The following is a 16,238-nucleotide window of genomic DNA, read 5'->3' on the forward strand; positions in this document are numbered from 1 at the left end:
CACGGGCATGACCACCACCACCGAGCCGGACCTCGCCGCGCGGCTGGAGCGCCACCGCCGCGAGATCCACGTCCACTGCTACCGCATGACCGGGTCCTACGAGGACGCGCAGGACCTCACCCAGGAGGCGTTCCTGCGCGCCTGGCGGCGCCTCGAGGCACCGGACGGCACGCCCGTCGACGCGCTGCGCCCGTGGCTCTACCGCATCGCCACGAACGTCTGCCTCGACGCGCTCGCCAGGCGGCAGCGCACCCCGGGACCGGAGGGCACCGCCGAGATCACCTGGCTGCAGCCCTACCCCGACGAGCTGCTCGAGCGTGCCGCGGCGGACGCGGCCGGCGAGCCCGAGGCGGTCGTCTTCGCCAAGGAGACCGTCGAGCTCGCCTACCTCGTCGCCGTGCAGCACCTGCCGCCGCGCTCGCGCGCCGTGCTGATCCTGCGCGACGTGCTCGGCTGGTCCGCCAAGGACACCGCCGCGCTGCTCGACATCACGGTCGCGGCGGCGAACAGCGCCCTGCAGCGCGCACGGACCATGCTCCAGGAGCGGCTTCCGGAGCGGCGCGAGGAGTGGTCCGCGGAGGCCGACGAGGCCGAGCGCGCGCTCGTCGCGCGGTACGTCCGCGTCAGCGAGGAGCACGACACCGAGGGGCTCGTGGCGCTCATCCGCGAGGACGGCGCCTGGTCGATGCCGCCCGAGCCGATGCTGGTCCGCGGCAACCGGCAGATGATGGCGTGCTGGGAGCAGGGCGGCTGGGGCTCCGCAGAGTTCGGCGACGTCCGTTGCCGCGTCACCCGGGCCAACGGCAGCCCTGCCGTGGCCGTCTACGTGCGCCGCCCGGGCGACGACGCGCACCGGGCCCTGGCGATCGACGTGCTGCGCATCGAGGACGGGCTCGTCGCCGAGATCGTCACGTTCGTGCCCGCCGTCTTCCCCTGGTTCGGACTGCCCGAGACGCTCTGATGGCCCGCGACCGGTTCGCGGTGCGCGAGCTGTCGCTGCCCCCGGGGCGACCGCTGCCCTACGACCCGGCCGACTGGGAGGACGGGCTCGTGGTCGTCGTCCGCGGCGTGCTCGTGGCCGAGGGACGCGACGGGGAGCGGTGGCGGTTCGGGCGCGGCGCGGTGCTGTGGCTCGGCGGGCTGCCGTTCGTCGCGCTGCACGCCGGGGTGTGCCGCGACCCGCTGCTGCGGCTGCGGGTCATCACCCCTCGAGCTGCTCGGAGAGCTCCATCCAGGAGGCCTCCAGCTCCTCCTTCTCCGCCGTCAGGGTGGTGAGCTCCTCCTGCAGGCCGCGGAGGCGGTCGAAGTCCGTCGCCGCCTGCGCCATGTCCTCGTGCAGCTGCGCCTCACGGGTCTCGAGCTTCTCGATCGCGCGCTCGAGCCGGGCGACCTCCTTGCGCGCCGTGCGCGCCTCGCCGCCGGAGAGGCCGGGCTTCTGCGCGGGAGCGCCGGCCCGGGCGGCGGAGGCCACGTCCTTCGCGCCCTCCGCCGCGAGGCGGCGCTGCTCGACGTACTGGTCGATGCCGCCCGGCAGGTGACGGACGCGGCCGTTGGTGCCGAGCGCGTAGACGTCGTCGGTGACCCGCTCGACGAAGTAGCGGTCGTGGCTGACCACGACGAGCGTGCCGGGCCAGCGGTCCAGCAGGTCCTCGAGCGCCGTGAGCGTGTCGATGTCCAGGTCGTTCGTCGGCTCGTCCAGCAGCAGCACGTTGGGCTCGTCCATCAGCAGGCGCATGAGCTGCAGGCGGCGACGCTCGCCGCCGCTGAGGTCGCGCACGAGCGTGCGGCCCTTCTCGCCCTTGAAGCCGAACCGCTCGGCGAGCTTCCCGGCGGTGAGCTCCTGGCCGTCGGCGGTCGTCGTGCGGCCCCGGACCTCCTCGAGCGCCTCGATCACGCGGAGATGACCGGGCAGCTCGACGGCGTCCTGGGAGAGGTGGGCGAGCTTGACGGTCGCGCCCCGGATCACCTGCCCGTCGGTCGGCTCCAGGGCGCCGCTGAGCAGGTTGACGAGCGTCGTCTTGCCCGAGCCGTTGACGCCGACGAGCGCGACGCGGTCGCCGGGCCCGAGCCGCCAGGTCGCGCCGCGCAGCAGGACGCGGTCGCCGTACGCGAGCGAGACGTCCTCCGCCTCCAGGACCTTGTCGCCCAGCCGCTGCGAGGCGAACCGCAGCAGCTCGACGCCGTCACGGGCCGGGGGCTCGTCGGCGATCAGGGCGTTCGCGGCCTCGATGCGGAACTTCGGCTTGCTCGTCCGCGCGGGCGGGCCGCGGCGCAGCCAGGCGAGCTCCTTGCGCATGAGCTGCTGGCGACGGTCCTCGCGGGCGGCGGCCTGCCGGTCGCGCTCGGCCCGGGCCAGCACGTACGCGGCGTAGCCGCCCTCGTACTGGTGGACGGCCCCGTCGGAGACCTCCCAGGTGGCGGTGCAGACCGCGTCGAGGAACCAGCGGTCGTGGGTGATCACCACGAGCGTGCCGCGGCGGGAGGCGAGGTGCCGGGCCAGCCAGTCGACGCCCTCGACGTCGAGGTGGTTCGTCGGCTCGTCGAGCAGCAGCAGGTCGGGGCTGTCGAGCAGCAGCTTCGCGAGGCCGATGCGCCGGCGCTCGCCGCCGCTGAGCGGGCCGATGACCGTGTCGAGGCCCTGCGGGAACCGGGTGATCGCGACGCCGCCGAGCAGGCCGTCGAGCACGTCGCGGAAGCGGGCGTCGCCCATCCACTCGTGGTCGGCGCGGCCGCCGACGAGCTCCTCGCGGATCGTCTTGGTGCCGTCGAGCTCGTCGGCCTGGGCGATCACGCTCGTGCTGACCCCGCCGGTGCGGGTGAGCTGGCCGGCGTCCGGCTCCTCGATCCCGGCGAGCAGCTTCAGCAGCGTCGACTTGCCGTCGCCGTTGCGCCCGACGATCCCGATCCGCTCGCCCTCGGCGACGCCGAGCGTGACGCCGTCGAGCACGGTCCGCGAGCCGTAGCCCTTGCGGACGTCCTTGAGGTTGACGAGGTTGCGGGCGGGCGGCGGCATGCCCGCTGCATCTTGCCGGTCCGGCGCCACCGGCCGCCCACCGGGCTACGGCGAGGGCAGCGGGCGCGCCCGTGCCGCCGCCGCACGGACGGTGGCGAGGTTGATCTCCACGCCGTCGTGCACGTCGGGCGGGTAGCCGCCGGCGAGCGTGACGACGACCGGGACCCCGGCGGCCAGCGCCGCGTCGAGGACGAGCTCGTCGCGCGCAAGCAGCCCGGCCTTGGTGAGCGACAGGCGCCCGAGGTCGTCGCCCTCCCACGGGTCGGCGCCGGCGAGGTAGAGGACGATCTCGGGGCGCGACTCGCGCACCGCGATCGCCAGCGCCCGCTCCAGCGAGCTGAGGTAGAGGTCGTCGCCGGTCCCGGTGGGCAGCTCGACGTCGAGGTCGCTGGGGATCCGCGTGAACGGGTAGTTGCGCTCGCACTGGAGGCTGAGCGTGTACGCCTCCGGGTCGGGGGTGAGCAGCTCGGCGGTGCCGTCGCCCTGGTGCACGTCGCAGTCGACGACGAGGACGCGCCGCAGGCGCCCCTCGCGACGCAGCTCGGTCGTCGTCACCGCGAGGTCGTTGAACAGGCAGTAGCCCCGCGCGCTCGCGCGGCCCGCGTGGTGCGTGCCGCCGCCGAGCATGACGCCGATCGTCTGGCCGTCCAGCGCGTCGCGGGCCGCGCGCAGCGTGCCGCGTGTCCCGCGCCGGGCGCGCTCGACGAGCTCCGGCGACCACGGCAGCCCGAGCACGCGCGACTCGCGGCGGTCCAGCGCGCCGGTGCGCATCCGCTCAAGGAACGCGCGGTCGTGCACGCGCAGCAGCGCCTCCCAGGAGATCTCCGCGGGGGTGTCCGCGCGCGTCGCGAGGCCGTGCGCCAGCACCGCGTCGCGCAGCAGCGCGTACTTCGCGAGCGGGTAGCGGTGGCGCTCCGGGAGCGGGAACGGGTGATCGGCGTGGGTCCACACCCGCAGCACCCACCCATCATGGCAAGCACCGGACCCCGGCCCTGTGGGAGCATGCGCGCCCTGATGAACACGATCGTTCAGGTCCGTCCGCGCCGACGTCCCGCCCGCCGGGCCGCGCTCGCCGCGCTGCTCGCCCTCGCCGCCGCGCCCGCCGCCGCGTCCGCCGAGCCCGGCCCGGTGATGACCGAGCCGCTGCCGCAGCGCCTGGCCGCGATCAGCTGCCTGGGGGACCCGGCGACCTCGGTCGCGACGCCCGTCCTGCTCGTGCACGGCACCGGCGTGACCTCGCAGGAGAACTGGCCGAGCAACCACCAGCCCGTGCTGCTGCGCCGCGGCCACGCCGTCTGCACGGTCACGATGCCCGGCTTCGGCTACGTCGACGTGCAGCGCAGCGCCGAGTACGTCGCGACCGCGATCCGCGAGGTGCACCGCCGCGCCGGCGGGCGCCGCCTGTCGATCGTCGGGCAGAGCCAGGGCGCGTTCCAGCCCGTGTTCGCACTGCGGATCTGGCCGGACCTCGCCGCGATGGTCGACGACCTCGTCGGCCTGGTCGGCGCCTACGACCGCGGCTCGACCGCCATCACCGCGGAGTGCGCGCGTCCCGAGGGCTGCGTCCCGGCGTTCCACCAGATCGCCACGGGCTCGGAGCTCCTCACCGCGCTCGCGCGCCGCGCGCTGCCACCCGGCCCCTCCTACACCGCGATCGGCACGCTCGCCGACGCGACCGTCACGCCGCAGCCGGCCGCCAACGAGCAGCGCGGCATGACCTCGGTGCAGATCCAGGACCTGTGCCCGGGACGGCGCATGCCCACCGGCCAGGACCACATCCTCATGGCGGGTGACGCGGCCGCGTTCGCGCTGACCACCGACGCGCTCGGGCACCCGGGACCGGCGGTCGTCGCGCGCGCGGACCGCAGCGCCTGCGGGAAGCTGTTCTTCGACGGCGTCGACCTCGCCGCGTTCGCGCTCGTCGCGCCGGCGATCCTCACCCGCAGCGGCACGCCGACCCGGGAGATCCCGCCGCTGCGCTGCTTCCTGCGCCCCGACTGCGCGGACCTCGACGGCCGCGGCCGCGTCCTCACCGGGGCCACCGCCCGCCGCGCGCGGGACCGCGTGACCGTGACGCTCGCCGCGCAGGCACCCGGCGAGATCCGGGTGCTGGCCGGGACGCGCCGCGTCGTCCGCCGGGTCGCGCCCGGGACGCGGCGGCTGACGCTGACGGTCGGCCGGGCGGTGACCCGTCTACGGATCGACGCCCGGCCGGACGGCTACGTGCCGTGGGTGCGCGAGCGCACCCTGCGGCTCACCAGTGGACGCCCTTCATGACCGTCGCCATCGCGACCTGCTCGATGCTCGCCTTCTCGCTCTCGTCCTTCTCGCCGCGCGCGGCCGCAGAGTCGGGGAAGACCTTGTAGGCCATGTGGAGGATCTGGTCGGAGACCTTCGGGGCGAGCGCGTAGAGGACCTCGCCCGCCGTCCCGAGCTTCGTGTTGATCTGCTTGGGCCGGGAGCGCGCCGCCTCGCAGATCATGTCCGCCGCCTCCGACGGGCTGATCGTCGGGAACGAGTCGTACATCTTCGTCGGGGCGATCATCGGCGTCCGCACGAGCGGCATGTGGATCGTCGTGAAGTGCACGTTGTCGCCGATGACCTCGGAGGACACCACGCGCGTCCATCCGTCCAGCGCGCTCTTCGACGCGATGTACGCGCTGAAGCGCGGGGGAGAGGTCTGCACGCCGATCGAGCTGACGTTGATGACCTGGCCGAAGCGGTTCTCCTGCATCGACGGCAGCAGGCACATGACGAGCTTGATCGCGCCGAAGTAGTTCAGCTGCATCGTCCGCTCGAAGTCGTGGAAGCGGTCGTGCGAGAGGTTGATCGAGCGGCGGATCGACCGGCCCGCGTTGTTCACGAGGATGTCGACGCGGCCGTGGTCGGCCAGCGCGCGCTGCGCGAGGTCCTCGATCGAGTCGAGGCTCGTCAGGTCCGCGCTGTAGACGTGGGCGGTGCCACCGGCCCGCACGAGGTCGTCGCGCAGCGCCTCGAGCTTGTCGAGCGACCGCGCGACGAGCAGCGGGATCGCGCCCGCGGCCGCGAACTTGCGCGCGGCCTCCTCGCCGATCCCCGACGAGGCGCCGGTGATCATCACGATCTTCCCCCGGACCGCGGCCTCGAAGGAGCGGTCCTTGAACAGCTCGGGGTCGAGGTGGCGCTCGTAGTACTGCCACAGCACGTCCGCGTAGTCCTCCAGCGGCGGCACGGCGATCCCGGAGCCCTTCAGCGCCCGCTCGGTGTCGCGCGTGTCGAACTGGCAGCTGAAGCCGACGTGCTCGACGACCTCCGGCGGGATCCCGACGTCCTTGAGGATGCCGTCGCGGATGCCCTTGAGGGCCGGGAGCTTCAGCAGCATCGAGATCGTGCCCTTGGGCAGCGCGTCGGTGAGCTTCTTGTCGACGCGGATCGCGAACTGCGGGGCGTGCGCGGTGCGCGCGAAGATGTTCAGCACCTCGCCGGAGCGGATCGACTTCGGCGCCGTCAGGTGGAACGCCTGGCCGTCGAGGCCCTTCTGGTGGGCGATGTGGTCCATCGCCTTCGCGACGAAGTCGACCGGCACGATGTTCGTGTGCCCGAGCTCCGGGCCGACCAGGGGCAGCCACGGCGGCATCGCGTCGCGGAGCTTCTGGATCAGCTTGAAGAAGTAGTACGGGCCGTCGATCTTGTCCATCTCGCCGGTCTGCGAGTGGCCGACGACGACGGCGGGCCGGTAGACCCGGAACGGGATCTCGGTCTCGGTCCGGGCGATCTTCTCGCTCTCGAACTTCGTGCGGTGGTAGGCGGACGGGAGCTTCTGCCCCTCGTCGAACATGTCCTCGCGGAACAGGCCGCGGTGCGCGCCCGCCGCCGCGACGCTGGAGGTGTGGTGGAAGATCCCGGCGCCGACCGCGTTGGCGAACTCGACCGCGTGCCGCGTGCCGCCCGTGTTCAGCAGCTCGTTCGTCGCGTCGTCGGCGGTCATGTCGTAGATGGCCGCGAGGTGGAAGACGTGCCCGATCTTCCCCTGGTGCTCGGCGATCCACTTCTTCGACACGCCCAGCCGCGGCTTCGCCAGGTCGCCCACGACCGGCTTGACGCGCTTGGCCGCCTGCGGACCCCAGCCCTCCATCAGCGCGGCGAGCTTCTTCTTCGACCCGCTGCGCACGAGGACGTGGACGTCCCCCTTGCGGTTGGCCAGCAGCTCGGCCACCAGGTGCCGACCGATGAACCCGGTCGCGCCCGTCACGACGTACGACATACAGCCTCTCTCTCCCGCGGAACCGACGAACTCGGGCGACCCTATCCGGAACGCCGGTGGTCCCGCCGGGGCCTCGACGCGACGCGCCCCGCAAGCCGGAGGGAGGGGCTTCAGGCGGGGCGCGGAGACTGCAGCGGCGGCCGGGTCGACGGGCCGCACGACAAAGCCTCGCGGAGGATCCGCGAGGCCATGTGAAGAACCTGCTGGGGGACGGGCACGCCGGGCGCGCCCGGGGGCCGGTCTACCAGCCGCCCTTCCAGATCTCGTCGTTGGCGCGGCTCTTGGCCGCCGCCTTCTTCTCGTCCTTGCGCTTCTCCAGCTTCCACTGGATCAGCGACATCGTGAGGATGAACAGCGGGAAGAACGCGATCAGGATGAACCCGGCCTTCGTGACGACCCGGTCGTTGGTCTCGCCGTAGAGCCCCTCGCCGGACGCCTGCGCGAAGGCGGACGGGGCGAGCAGCGCGAAGGTGACGCAGGTGGTGAGGGCGATGCGGGCGAACGCGGTCATGGCCCGGCAATCGTATAGAACGAGGGGGTCATGTCGTCGCTCGCCAGAGAACGCCTCGGCGCCGGGATCGAGATCCTGCGCCTGGACCGCCCCGAGGTCCGCAACGCGCTCGACCGCGCGACGCTGCGGGAGCTGCTCGCGGCGCTCGCCGAGCTGGAGGCCGATCCGGCCCTCCGGGTCGTCGTCGTGTCGACCACCGCGACCCGCGCGCTGTGCGCCGGCGCGGACGTCGGCGAGCAGCTCACGCCCGCCGAGGGCGTCGAGCGGATGGAGCTGTTCGCCGAGGTCTACGCGCGGTTCGAGGCGCTCCCGGTCCCGACCGTCGCGGTGTGCGTCGGCAACGTCGTCGGGGCGGGCGCCGAGCTCGCCGCCGGCTGCGACCTGCGCGTCGGTGGCGACAACCTGAAGCTCGCGTGGGCGGGCGCGCGCCTCGGCGTGCCGGTCGGTCCGGCGCGGCTCGCGCCGCTCGTCGGCCTGTCGGTCGCGAAGGACCTCGTCTTCACCGGGCGCGTCGTCGGCATGGAGGAGGCGGCCCGCCTGCACCTGCTGCACCGCACCGCGCCCGAGGCGCAGGCCGAGGCCGCGGCGATCGAGCTCGCCGAGCAGCTCGTCGCCAACGACGCGGACGGCCTGCGCACGCTGAAGGCGATGTTCCGCGAGTACGAGGCGCTGCCGCTGCCCGAGCGCGTCGCGCGCGAGAACGCGCGCCTGGTCGCGTTCCAGCGCGACGGCGGCGGCCTGCCGCAGGCCCCGCGCGGCTGAGGACGCCCCCGCCCGTAGGCTGGGGGCATGTCCGATCTCGCCGCCCTCGCCGACACCCTCCGCGCCGCGCACCGCCCCGGCGACCCGCTGGTCGTCGTCAACGTCTGGGACGGGTGGAGCGCCCGGACCGTCGCCGCGACGCCCGGCTGCGAGGCGCTCGCGACCGCGTCGCACTCGATCGCGGAGGCGCGCGGCTACGCCGACGGGGAGCAGATCCCGGTCGAGGAGATGCTCGCCGCGGTGTCGGTGATCGCGTCCGCGACCGACCTGCCCGTCACCGCCGACCTCGAGTCCGGCTACGGGGACACCGGCTCGACCGTCGCCGCCGCGATCGCCGTGGGCGTCGTCGGCGCGAACCTCGAGGACAAGGCGGAGGGGATCGACGAGCACGTCGCCCGCGTGATGGCCGCCCGGGCCGCGGGCGACGCCGCCGGGGTCGGATTCGTGATCAACGCGCGGACGGACGAGTACCTCAAGGGCGACGGGGTCCGGGCCCGCGCGATGGACGCGGGGGTCGCGTACCTCGAGGCGGGCGCGGACTGCGTCTTCGTGCCCGGCGTCCGCGACGCGCAGACGATCGGGATGCTCGCGCAGGCGTTCGAGGGGCGGCTGTCGGTCGTCGCGGGCCCGGCGTCCCCGTCGCTGGCCGAGCTCGCGTCGCTGGGGGTCGCGCGCGTGTCGTTCGGCCCGGGGACCATGGGGCTCGCCGCGCAGGCGCTGAGCGACGCGGCCACCACGCTGCACGCGCGCGGCGCCTACCCGCAGGCCCTGGCGTTCCGCCCGCCGGCACCCTGAGCGACCTCCCTGAACGGTCGCGTTCGTGAGAGGGTGCGCGCATGCGCGCCGTCGTCTGCCAGAACGCCGAGCTCACCGTCGAGGAGCTGCCCGATCCCGTCCCGCAGCGCGGGCAGGTCCGCCTGGAGGTCCTGCGCTGCGGCATCTGCGGCTCGGACCTGCACGCGCGGCACGGGATCGACGACTGGGCCGACATGACCGCGGCGTGCGGGTACGACCGCTTCGGCCGCTCCGACCAGCAGGTCGTGTTCGGCCACGAGTTCTGCGGCGCGGTCGCCGAGTACGGCCCGAAGACCAAGGCCGACGTCCCCGCGGGAACGCCGGTCGTGGCGTTCCCGCTGCTGCGCGCGGGCGGGGCCGGCGGCGGCGTCGACACCCTGGGCCTCTCCCAGCACGCCCCCGGCGCCTACGCGGAGCAGGTGCTCGTCGAGCGGTCCCTGATGCTCCCGGTCCCCAACGGGCTGGACGTCGAGGTCGCCGCGTTGACCGAGCCGATGGCCGTCGCCTACCACGCGGTCCGCCGCGGCGAGGTCGGCAAGGGGCAGGTCGCGATCGTGATCGGCTGCGGTCCCGTCGGCCTCGGGGTCATCCTCATGCTCAAGGCGCGCGGGGTGCGCACCGTCGTCGCCAGCGACTACTCGCCGGGCCGGCGTGCGCTCGCCAGCCGCTGCGGCGCGGACGTCGTCGTCGACCCGCGCGAGACGGACCCGTTCGCCGCGGCTCCGTCCAAGGACCACCTCACCACGATCCCCGAGGCGCTCGAGCTCGCCGTCGGCGCGACCGAGAAGCTCTCGAAGCTGCCGTTCGGCCCCTGGCCCGGCTTCCGCCTCGCCGAGAAGCTCGGCATCGAGCCCAAGCACCCGGTGATCTTCGAGTGCGTCGGCGTCCCCGGCGTCATCGATCAGCTCGTCTCCAGCGCTCCGATGTACTCGCGCGTCGTGGTCGTCGGCGTCTGCGTCGGCACGGACCAGATCACCCCGGCGATGGCGATCAACAAGGAGGTCGACCTGCGGTTCGTCATCGGCTACACGCCGCTGGAGTTCCGCGACACCCTCCACCTGCTCGCCGACGGGAAGGTCGACCCCCGGCCGCTGCTGTCCGCGACGGTCGGCCTCGAGGGCGTCGACGCCGCGTTCACCGCGCTCGCCGACCCGGAGGCGTTCGCGAAGATCCTCGTCGACCCGCGCAGCGACGCCGCCGAGCCCGTCGCGCCCTGAGCGGACTCACCACATCCGGGTCGCGAGCGACTCCACGATCTGGGCCTCGGCATCGTCGAGGTCCACGTCGTTGCCGTTGCGCGCCGCATGGTCGCGCAGCACCACCGAGAACGGCGCCAGCGCGTCCGGCGCCGGCCAGCCGTCCGGGTCCCAGACGCCGCTGCGCAGCAGCGCCTTCGCGCAGTGGAAGAACACCTCCTCGGCGACGACGCCGAGCGCCAGCCGCGGGGAGCCCGGGATCCCCTCCAGCGCCTCCGGGTCCCGCGTCACGCACGCCGACCCGTTGACCCGCAGCACGTCGCGGCGGCCGGGGACCACGAACAGCAGTCCCGCGCGACCGGTCTGCACGACGTTGCGCAGCGTGTCGATCCGGCCGTTGCCGGGAGCGTCCGGCAGCGCGATCCGGTGGTCGTCCAGCACCCGCGCCCAGCCCGCCGGGCCGCCCCGGGGCGACACGTCGCAGCGCCCGTCCGCGTCGGCGCTCGCGACGAGCACCAGCGGCGACGCGGCGATCCACGCGCGCGCGTGCTCGTCGAGCTCGCGCAGCTCCTTGGACCGCGACAGCCGCGTCGCCGGCGGCGGGGGCACGAGCTCGCGCAGCCCCTCCTCCGACGTGATCAGCTCCTGGAAGGCGGGCATCGCCCGACCCTAGCGCCGCCTACCATGGGGGTCGTATGGCCGTGATGATCGCCTCCGACCTCGCGAAGGACATGTCGGGCACCCCGCTGCTGCGCGGCGTGTCGTTCAAGCTCGAGCGCAAGGACCGCCTCACGATCGCCGGGCGCAACGGCGCCGGCAAGACGACGCTGCTGCGGATGCTCGCCGGCGACACGTCGATCGACGGCGGCGAGCTCGTCCTGGAGAAGAACTGCAAGGTCGTGCTGCACGACCAGCGCCCGCCGCGCGACCAGGACGTCACGCTGCGCGACTACGTGCTCAGCGCCTGCACCGAGCCGCTGGAGCTCGAGGCGGAGCTCGCCGCGCTCGAGGCGCGCATGGGGGAAGGCGACGAGAGCGTCTTCAGCCGCTACGCCGACGCCCAGGCGCGCTTCGAGGCCGCCGGCGGGTACGGCTGGCGCGACGCCACCAACGGCGTCATCCACGGCCTCGGGTTCGTCGAGGACGATCTCGACCGGCCGCTGCACACCTTCTCCGGCGGGCAGATCACCCGCGCGTCGCTGGCCCGCGCGCTCGCCGCGTCCCCCGACCTGCTGCTGCTCGACGAGCCCACCAACCACCTCGACATCGAGTCGCTGGAGTGGCTCGAGCAGAAGCTCGTCGCGCTCGACGCCGCCGTCATCATGGTCGCGCACGACCGCTGGTTCCTCGAGGCCGTCGGCACCTGCGTGCTCGAGGTCGAGGCCGGCCGCACCCGCTTCTTCAAGGGCACCTGGCACCAGTGGCGCAAGGAGCAGGCGGCGCGCGAGCTCGCGCTCGGCCGCGCGATCGACAAGCAGCAGAAGGAGATCGCGCGCATGGAGGCGTTCGTCGAGCGGTTCCGCGCGAAGGCGACGAAGGCCAAGCAGGCCCAGTCCCGGGTCAAGGCGCTCGACAAGATCGAGAAGATCGAGCGCGACCCGCGCGACACCCGCGAGATGGGCTTCCAGTTCAAGAAGGCCGAGCGCACCGGCCGCGTCATCTTCGAGCTCGACGGCGCGCACCTCGAGGTCGGCGAGCCGCCGAAGGTGCTGCTGCACGACGCCGAGCTGTGGCTCGAGCGCGGCGAGCACGTCTCGCTCGTCGGCTCCAACGGCACCGGCAAGTCGACGCTCGTCAGCGCCCTCACCGGGCAGCGCGTGTTCGACGCGGGCAAGCTGCGCACCGGCCACAACGTCAAGGTCGGCTACCTCTCCCAGCACGGCGACGAGCTCGAGAAGGACGGGGCCCGCACCGTCGCGGAGGCGGCGGTCAAGCGCACCGGGCTGTCCCCGAACGAGGCGCGATCGCTGCTGGGGAAGTTCCTGTTCAGCGGCGAGGAGCAGGAGAAGCCGCTCGACGGCCTCAGCGGCGGCGAGCGGCAGCGGCTGTCGCTGGCGATCCTCGTCGCCTCCGGCGCGAACGTGCTGATCCTCGACGAGCCGACCAACCACCTCGACATCGAGAGCCGCGAGGCGCTCGAGGACGCGCTGACCGCGTTCGACGGGGCGCTCATCCTCGTCAGCCACGACCGCGCGCTGCTCGAGGCCGTCGGCACCCGCACGATCGCCGTCGAGCGCTACGGCCTGCGCTCCTACGTCGGCGGCTGGCAGGAGTACTTCACCGAGCGGCAGGCGCGGCTCGCCGCCGGCATCGACGACGGCGACCTGCCGCGGCCGCCCGCGATGGGCCGCGCGTCCGCGCGGTTCGCCGCCGACGAGCGGCGGCCCGACGGGATGGCCGCGCGCCGCTCCGACGACGCCCCGACGTCGGCGGCCGCGCCGCGCGGCGGTGGCGGCTCGGCCGCGCCGTCCCGCTCCCGGATCGGCGGGGAGACGGGGGCCACGACGGCAGCCGCGGGCGCGACCAACGGGGCGGCCGCCACGAAGAAGGCGCCGTCGAAGAACCGGCTGCGGATGCAGCAGAAGCTCGAGCGGGCGATCGAGGACGCGGAGGCCGCGCTGGTCAGCACCGAGGAGGAGCTCGCCGCGCCCGAGGCGTGGGCGACGCCCTACGAGAGCGCCAAGTCGACCGCGAAGCACACCGCGGCCAAGCGGGCCGTCGAGGCCGCGTACGCGGCGCTCGAGGAGTTCGAGGCCCAGGCGACCGCCTGAGCCTCGAGTCTCCGCCCGGACCGGCGCCTAGCGCCGCTTCGCCGTCTTCTTCACCTTCAGGGCCTTCGTCACCGCGCCGCCGGAGGTCGCGGCGGTCGAGGCGCGGAACGTCAGCGTCCCGCCCTTGGCCACCAGCCGCTTGGTCACGGCGCGCGAGAGCTTCACGCTGACCTTCTGGGAGCTGCCCGACAGGACCGCGATCCAGCGCGGCTTGAGGACCTTCGTCCCCGCCAGCGAGGCGCTGACCTGCACGACGCAGCCCTTCGCCGCCAGCTTCGGGCAGCTCACCGTGAACGACGCCGACTTGCGGCTCTTCGTCAGCAGTGCCTTGCCGATCGTGGCCCGGGCCCGCGCGCTCGCGGCCGCGCCGGGCCGCGACGTCGAGCCCGGCGTCGTGGCCGACGGCTTCGTCGTCGTGGTCGTCGGCTTCAGCGGCGTCGAGCCGGGACGCGAGCCCAGCAGCGACGACAGCGTCGAGGCGAGCGTCGTCAGCGCGGGCGTCGTGCCGCTCGTCGCCTGGACGCGGGTCACCGACTCCAGCAGCGGTCCGACGACCGGGAGGTCCGCGACGCCGGTCGTCGTCAGCAGGCCGTTGACCGTGCCCAGGAGGCTGTCGAGCTGCAGCAGGTTCGCCCCGACCGGCAGGCCGGCCAGCAGCGCCTGCAGCTGGGCGAGCGGGTTCGCGAGCCCGGCCGCGCTCGGCGCCGCACCGGAGAGCGTGCCCGTCAGGCCGGTCACGAGCGAGCCGAGCGGCAGGCCGTTGCCGAGCGCCAGCAGCTCCGTGATCTTCGCCGGGTCCAGCGCGCCGACGAGCGTGGTGAGGTCACCGCCCGTCGCCCCGCCCAGGACCCCGGCGAGAGGGGCGGGCAGCAGCGTGTTGACGAGATCCCCGAGCTGGGTCGGGTCGAGCGCCCCGAGCAGCGCGGTCAGGTCGCCGCCCGACGCGCCGGTCAGGAGGTTCGCGACGAGGTTCAGCCCGTCGGTCTGGCCGAGCGCCGTGTCGAGCACGTCCCCGAGCAGCGGCAGGTCGAGCACGGTCAGCGCCTGGGTGAGCGCGTCGAGCGACAGCCCGTCGAGGATCGTCGTGAGCTGCGTCGGGTTCGCGTTGGCGATGATCGTGCCGAGGTCGACCGCGGGCAGCGACTCGAGCGTCTGCGCCAGCGGGGCGGGCAGCGTCGAGGTCACCTGCTGGAGGATCGGGGTGAGCACCGGGCCCAGGACCGGCAGGCTGCCGAGCCCGAGGATGCGCTGCGTGCCGACCCCCGACGGGGTGACGGGCGCCTGGGCGGCGCTGGCCGCCGAGGCGGTCACGCCGGCGGTGGCGCCGATGGACAGTGCGGCGATCGCGGCGACCGTGCCGGAGCGCTTGATCTGATGGTTCATGGTTGTCGGTGACTCCCCTCACGGGCACCGCGACGCTGCTGTGGGACGCGGTTCGGTGCCCTTCTCCGGACCCGGTTGCGGGCCCCTACCGGGGAGCGCATCGGCGCCATCCCCGGTGACCTGAAGGGCCCGCTGGACGGATGTCGTGGGGTGCGAGCCCGGTGCGCCCGGCGTCGCGTCCATGGCCGGTCACACGATCTTCACCGCACGGTCACCGGCCGGTCACGGCAGACCCCGGTCCGGGGAGGACGCTCGATTCATGGACCTGCACGCGCGCATGGGGATCAACGTCCATCGCGAGACGTGGCCGACCACGGCCGCCCTGAAGGGCATCGAGGCCTCCGGCTTCGGCTGGGTGCAGATCCACACGCCCCCGAAGGAGATGCTCTGCGACCGCGAGCGGCTGCGGCTGCACGCCCGCGGCGTCCGCGCCGCGCTCGAGCCCACCGGGCTGCGGCTGCTGCTGCACGGGCCCGACGACCTCGCGCTCGGCGCCCTGGACCACGACCGTGCCTTCGACGGCCTGCTCGACTACGCCGTCGAGGCCCGCGCCGAGATCGTCGTCTACCACGGCCTGAACCACCTCGACGCCGACGGCCCCGCGGGCGAGCGCTCGCGGCTGCGCGCCGAAGGGGAGGAGCGGGCCCTCGCGCGGCTCGGCAAGCGCGCCCACGCGCTCGGCGTCACCGTCGCGGTCGAGAACCTCGCGCCCGTCTTCCCCGGCCCGCCGCGCCTCACCCACGACCCGCTGCGCATCCACGACCTCGTGCGGCGGCTGCGCAACCCGTCGGTCGGCATGCTGCTCGACCTCGGCCACGCGCACGTCACCAGCGGCCTGCACGGCACCGACCTCGAGGCGGTCGTCGCCCGCGTCGCGCCCGAGGTCGTCCTCTTCCACGTGCACGACAACCTCGGCGCCCGCCGTCACGGCCTGGGCTTCCCCGGCGTCGACCCGCTGCGGCTGGACCTGCACCTGCCGCCGGGGGCGGGCACGCTGCCCTGGGACCGCGTCCGCGACGTCCTGCTCGCCCACCGCGCCCCGCTGATGCTCGAGATCGAGCCGTCCCACCGGCCCGCCTCGCTGCCGCAGCTGTTCGAGCAGTCCCGCGCCGTGCTGCGCGGCGAGCGGCCCGCGAGCGTCGGGATCGCCGCCGCGTAGGCTTCGCGGCCGTGACGACGGCCGCCGCCCTGCGCTCCGCCTGCCTCGCCCTGCCCGGTGCGCAGGAGACGTTCCCGTTCGGCCCGCAGACCATGGTCTTCAAGGTCGGCGGCAAGATGTTCGCGCTCGTCCCGCAGGACGGGACGCCACCGACGATGAGCGTCAAGTGCGATCCCGACCTCGCCGCGCAGCTGCGCGAGACCCACGAGCAGGTCCGGCCCGGCTACCACCTCGACAAGCGCCACTGGAACACCGTCGTCTGCGACGGGACGCTCCCGGACCGCTTCCTGCGCGAGCTGCTCGAGGACTCCTACGACCTCGTCGTCGCGAAGCTCCCCAAGCGCGTGCAGCGCGAGCTCGACTGGCCCGGGCTCGCGGGCTGAGCGGCCCCGGCACCCGGCGCGG

15 protein-coding genes are annotated in these 16,238 nt (G+C 74.0%); 9 read left to right on the forward strand and 6 right to left on the reverse strand.

Going from position 1 to position 16,238, the window contains the following annotated elements; all coding sequences use genetic code 11:
• The first annotated feature begins 7 nt into the window (after positions 1–7).
• Together C7Y72_RS13625 and C7Y72_RS22830 are read left to right on the forward strand one after the other, a co-directional pair.
• A complete protein-coding gene (locus C7Y72_RS13625) occupies positions 8–961 on the forward strand; it encodes an RNA polymerase subunit sigma-70 (RefSeq protein ID WP_107569388.1) in 954 nt (317 codons plus the stop codon).
• Positions 961–1,275 (forward strand): hypothetical protein, encoded by a 315-nt coding sequence (locus tag C7Y72_RS22830; protein WP_146175374.1) that lies wholly within the window; start codon positions 961–963, stop codon positions 1,273–1,275. Before C7Y72_RS13625 ends, C7Y72_RS22830 begins: the two co-directional genes overlap by 1 nt.
• On the opposite strand, the gene C7Y72_RS13630 is transcribed toward C7Y72_RS22830, so the two are convergent.
• On the reverse strand, positions 1,202–3,013 hold the full coding sequence (locus C7Y72_RS13630) for an ABC-F family ATP-binding cassette domain-containing protein (RefSeq protein ID WP_107569390.1): 1,812 nt from the start codon (positions 3,011–3,013) through the stop codon (positions 1,202–1,204). The two genes, C7Y72_RS22830 and C7Y72_RS13630, sit on opposite strands and share 74 nt — an antisense overlap.
• A 45-nt stretch (positions 3,014–3,058) precedes the next feature.
• On the reverse strand, positions 3,059–3,973 hold the full coding sequence (locus C7Y72_RS13635) for a histone deacetylase family protein (protein WP_199223938.1): 915 nt from the start codon (positions 3,971–3,973) through the stop codon (positions 3,059–3,061).
• A gap of 54 nt (positions 3,974–4,027) precedes the next feature.
• Between C7Y72_RS13635 and C7Y72_RS13640 the strand changes: the two genes are divergently transcribed.
• On the forward strand, positions 4,028–5,290 hold the full coding sequence (locus C7Y72_RS13640; protein WP_107569392.1) for an alpha/beta hydrolase: 1,263 nt from the start codon (positions 4,028–4,030) through the stop codon (positions 5,288–5,290).
• Here C7Y72_RS13640 and C7Y72_RS13645 read toward each other — a convergent pair.
• Positions 5,268–7,256 (reverse strand): SDR family oxidoreductase, encoded by a 1,989-nt coding sequence (locus tag C7Y72_RS13645; RefSeq protein ID WP_107569394.1) that lies wholly within the window; start codon positions 7,254–7,256, stop codon positions 5,268–5,270. The genes C7Y72_RS13640 and C7Y72_RS13645 overlap by 23 nt on opposite strands.
• A gap of 241 nt (positions 7,257–7,497) precedes the next feature.
• Entirely contained in the window at positions 7,498–7,767 is a 270-nt protein-coding gene (locus C7Y72_RS13650; protein ID WP_107569396.1) for a hypothetical protein, read from the reverse strand.
• Between the two features lie 30 nt (positions 7,768–7,797).
• Between C7Y72_RS13650 and C7Y72_RS13655 the strand changes: the two genes are divergently transcribed.
• From C7Y72_RS13655 to C7Y72_RS13665, 3 genes are read left to right on the forward strand one after another with little or no spacing between them, the layout of a single operon-like run.
• Positions 7,798–8,529: an enoyl-CoA hydratase/isomerase family protein gene (locus C7Y72_RS13655; RefSeq protein WP_107569398.1), complete on the forward strand. Its 732-nt coding sequence runs from the start codon at positions 7,798–7,800 to the stop codon at positions 8,527–8,529.
• Between the two features lie 27 nt (positions 8,530–8,556).
• The gene (locus C7Y72_RS13660) at positions 8,557–9,324 is read left to right on the forward strand and encodes an isocitrate lyase/PEP mutase family protein (RefSeq protein ID WP_107569400.1); all 768 of its coding nucleotides are present in this window, start codon (positions 8,557–8,559) and stop codon (positions 9,322–9,324) included.
• Between the two features lie 41 nt (positions 9,325–9,365).
• Positions 9,366–10,541, forward strand: a complete 1,176-nt coding sequence (locus C7Y72_RS13665) for a zinc-binding dehydrogenase (protein WP_107569402.1) — start codon at positions 9,366–9,368, stop codon at positions 10,539–10,541.
• Between the two features lie 6 nt (positions 10,542–10,547).
• Here the strand turns inward: C7Y72_RS13665 and C7Y72_RS13670 are convergent, their stop codons facing one another.
• Positions 10,548–11,180 carry an MSMEG_1061 family FMN-dependent PPOX-type flavoprotein gene (locus C7Y72_RS13670; protein ID WP_107569404.1) on the reverse strand — a complete coding sequence of 211 codons (633 nt, stop codon included), beginning with the start codon at positions 11,178–11,180 and terminating at the stop codon, positions 10,548–10,550.
• A 35-nt stretch (positions 11,181–11,215) separates the two neighbouring features.
• Here C7Y72_RS13670 and C7Y72_RS13675 point away from each other — a divergent pair, with 35 nt between their 5' ends.
• Entirely contained in the window at positions 11,216–13,291 is a 2,076-nt protein-coding gene (locus C7Y72_RS13675) for an ABC-F family ATP-binding cassette domain-containing protein (protein WP_107569406.1), read from the forward strand.
• A 27-nt stretch (positions 13,292–13,318) separates the two neighbouring features.
• On the opposite strand, the gene C7Y72_RS13680 is transcribed toward C7Y72_RS13675, so the two are convergent.
• On the reverse strand, positions 13,319–14,674 hold the full coding sequence (locus tag C7Y72_RS13680) for a hypothetical protein (protein WP_107569408.1): 1,356 nt from the start codon (positions 14,672–14,674) through the stop codon (positions 13,319–13,321).
• 259 nt (positions 14,675–14,933) lie between these two features.
• Between C7Y72_RS13680 and C7Y72_RS13685 the strand changes: the two genes are divergently transcribed.
• Both C7Y72_RS13685 and C7Y72_RS13690 read left to right on the forward strand, forming a co-directional pair.
• Complete coding sequence (locus C7Y72_RS13685) at positions 14,934–15,833, forward strand: sugar phosphate isomerase/epimerase family protein (protein WP_158276848.1); 900 nt, start codon at positions 14,934–14,936, stop codon at positions 15,831–15,833.
• Positions 15,834–15,844: 11 nt separating this feature from the next.
• Positions 15,845–16,216, forward strand: a complete 372-nt coding sequence (locus C7Y72_RS13690; protein ID WP_107569413.1) for an MmcQ/YjbR family DNA-binding protein — start codon at positions 15,845–15,847, stop codon at positions 16,214–16,216.
• The last annotated feature ends 22 nt before the right edge of the window (positions 16,217–16,238 follow it).

Origin of the sequence: Paraconexibacter algicola, from assembly GCF_003044185.1 — a bacterium.
Lineage (GTDB): Bacteria > Actinomycetota > Thermoleophilia > Solirubrobacterales > Solirubrobacteraceae > Paraconexibacter > Paraconexibacter algicola.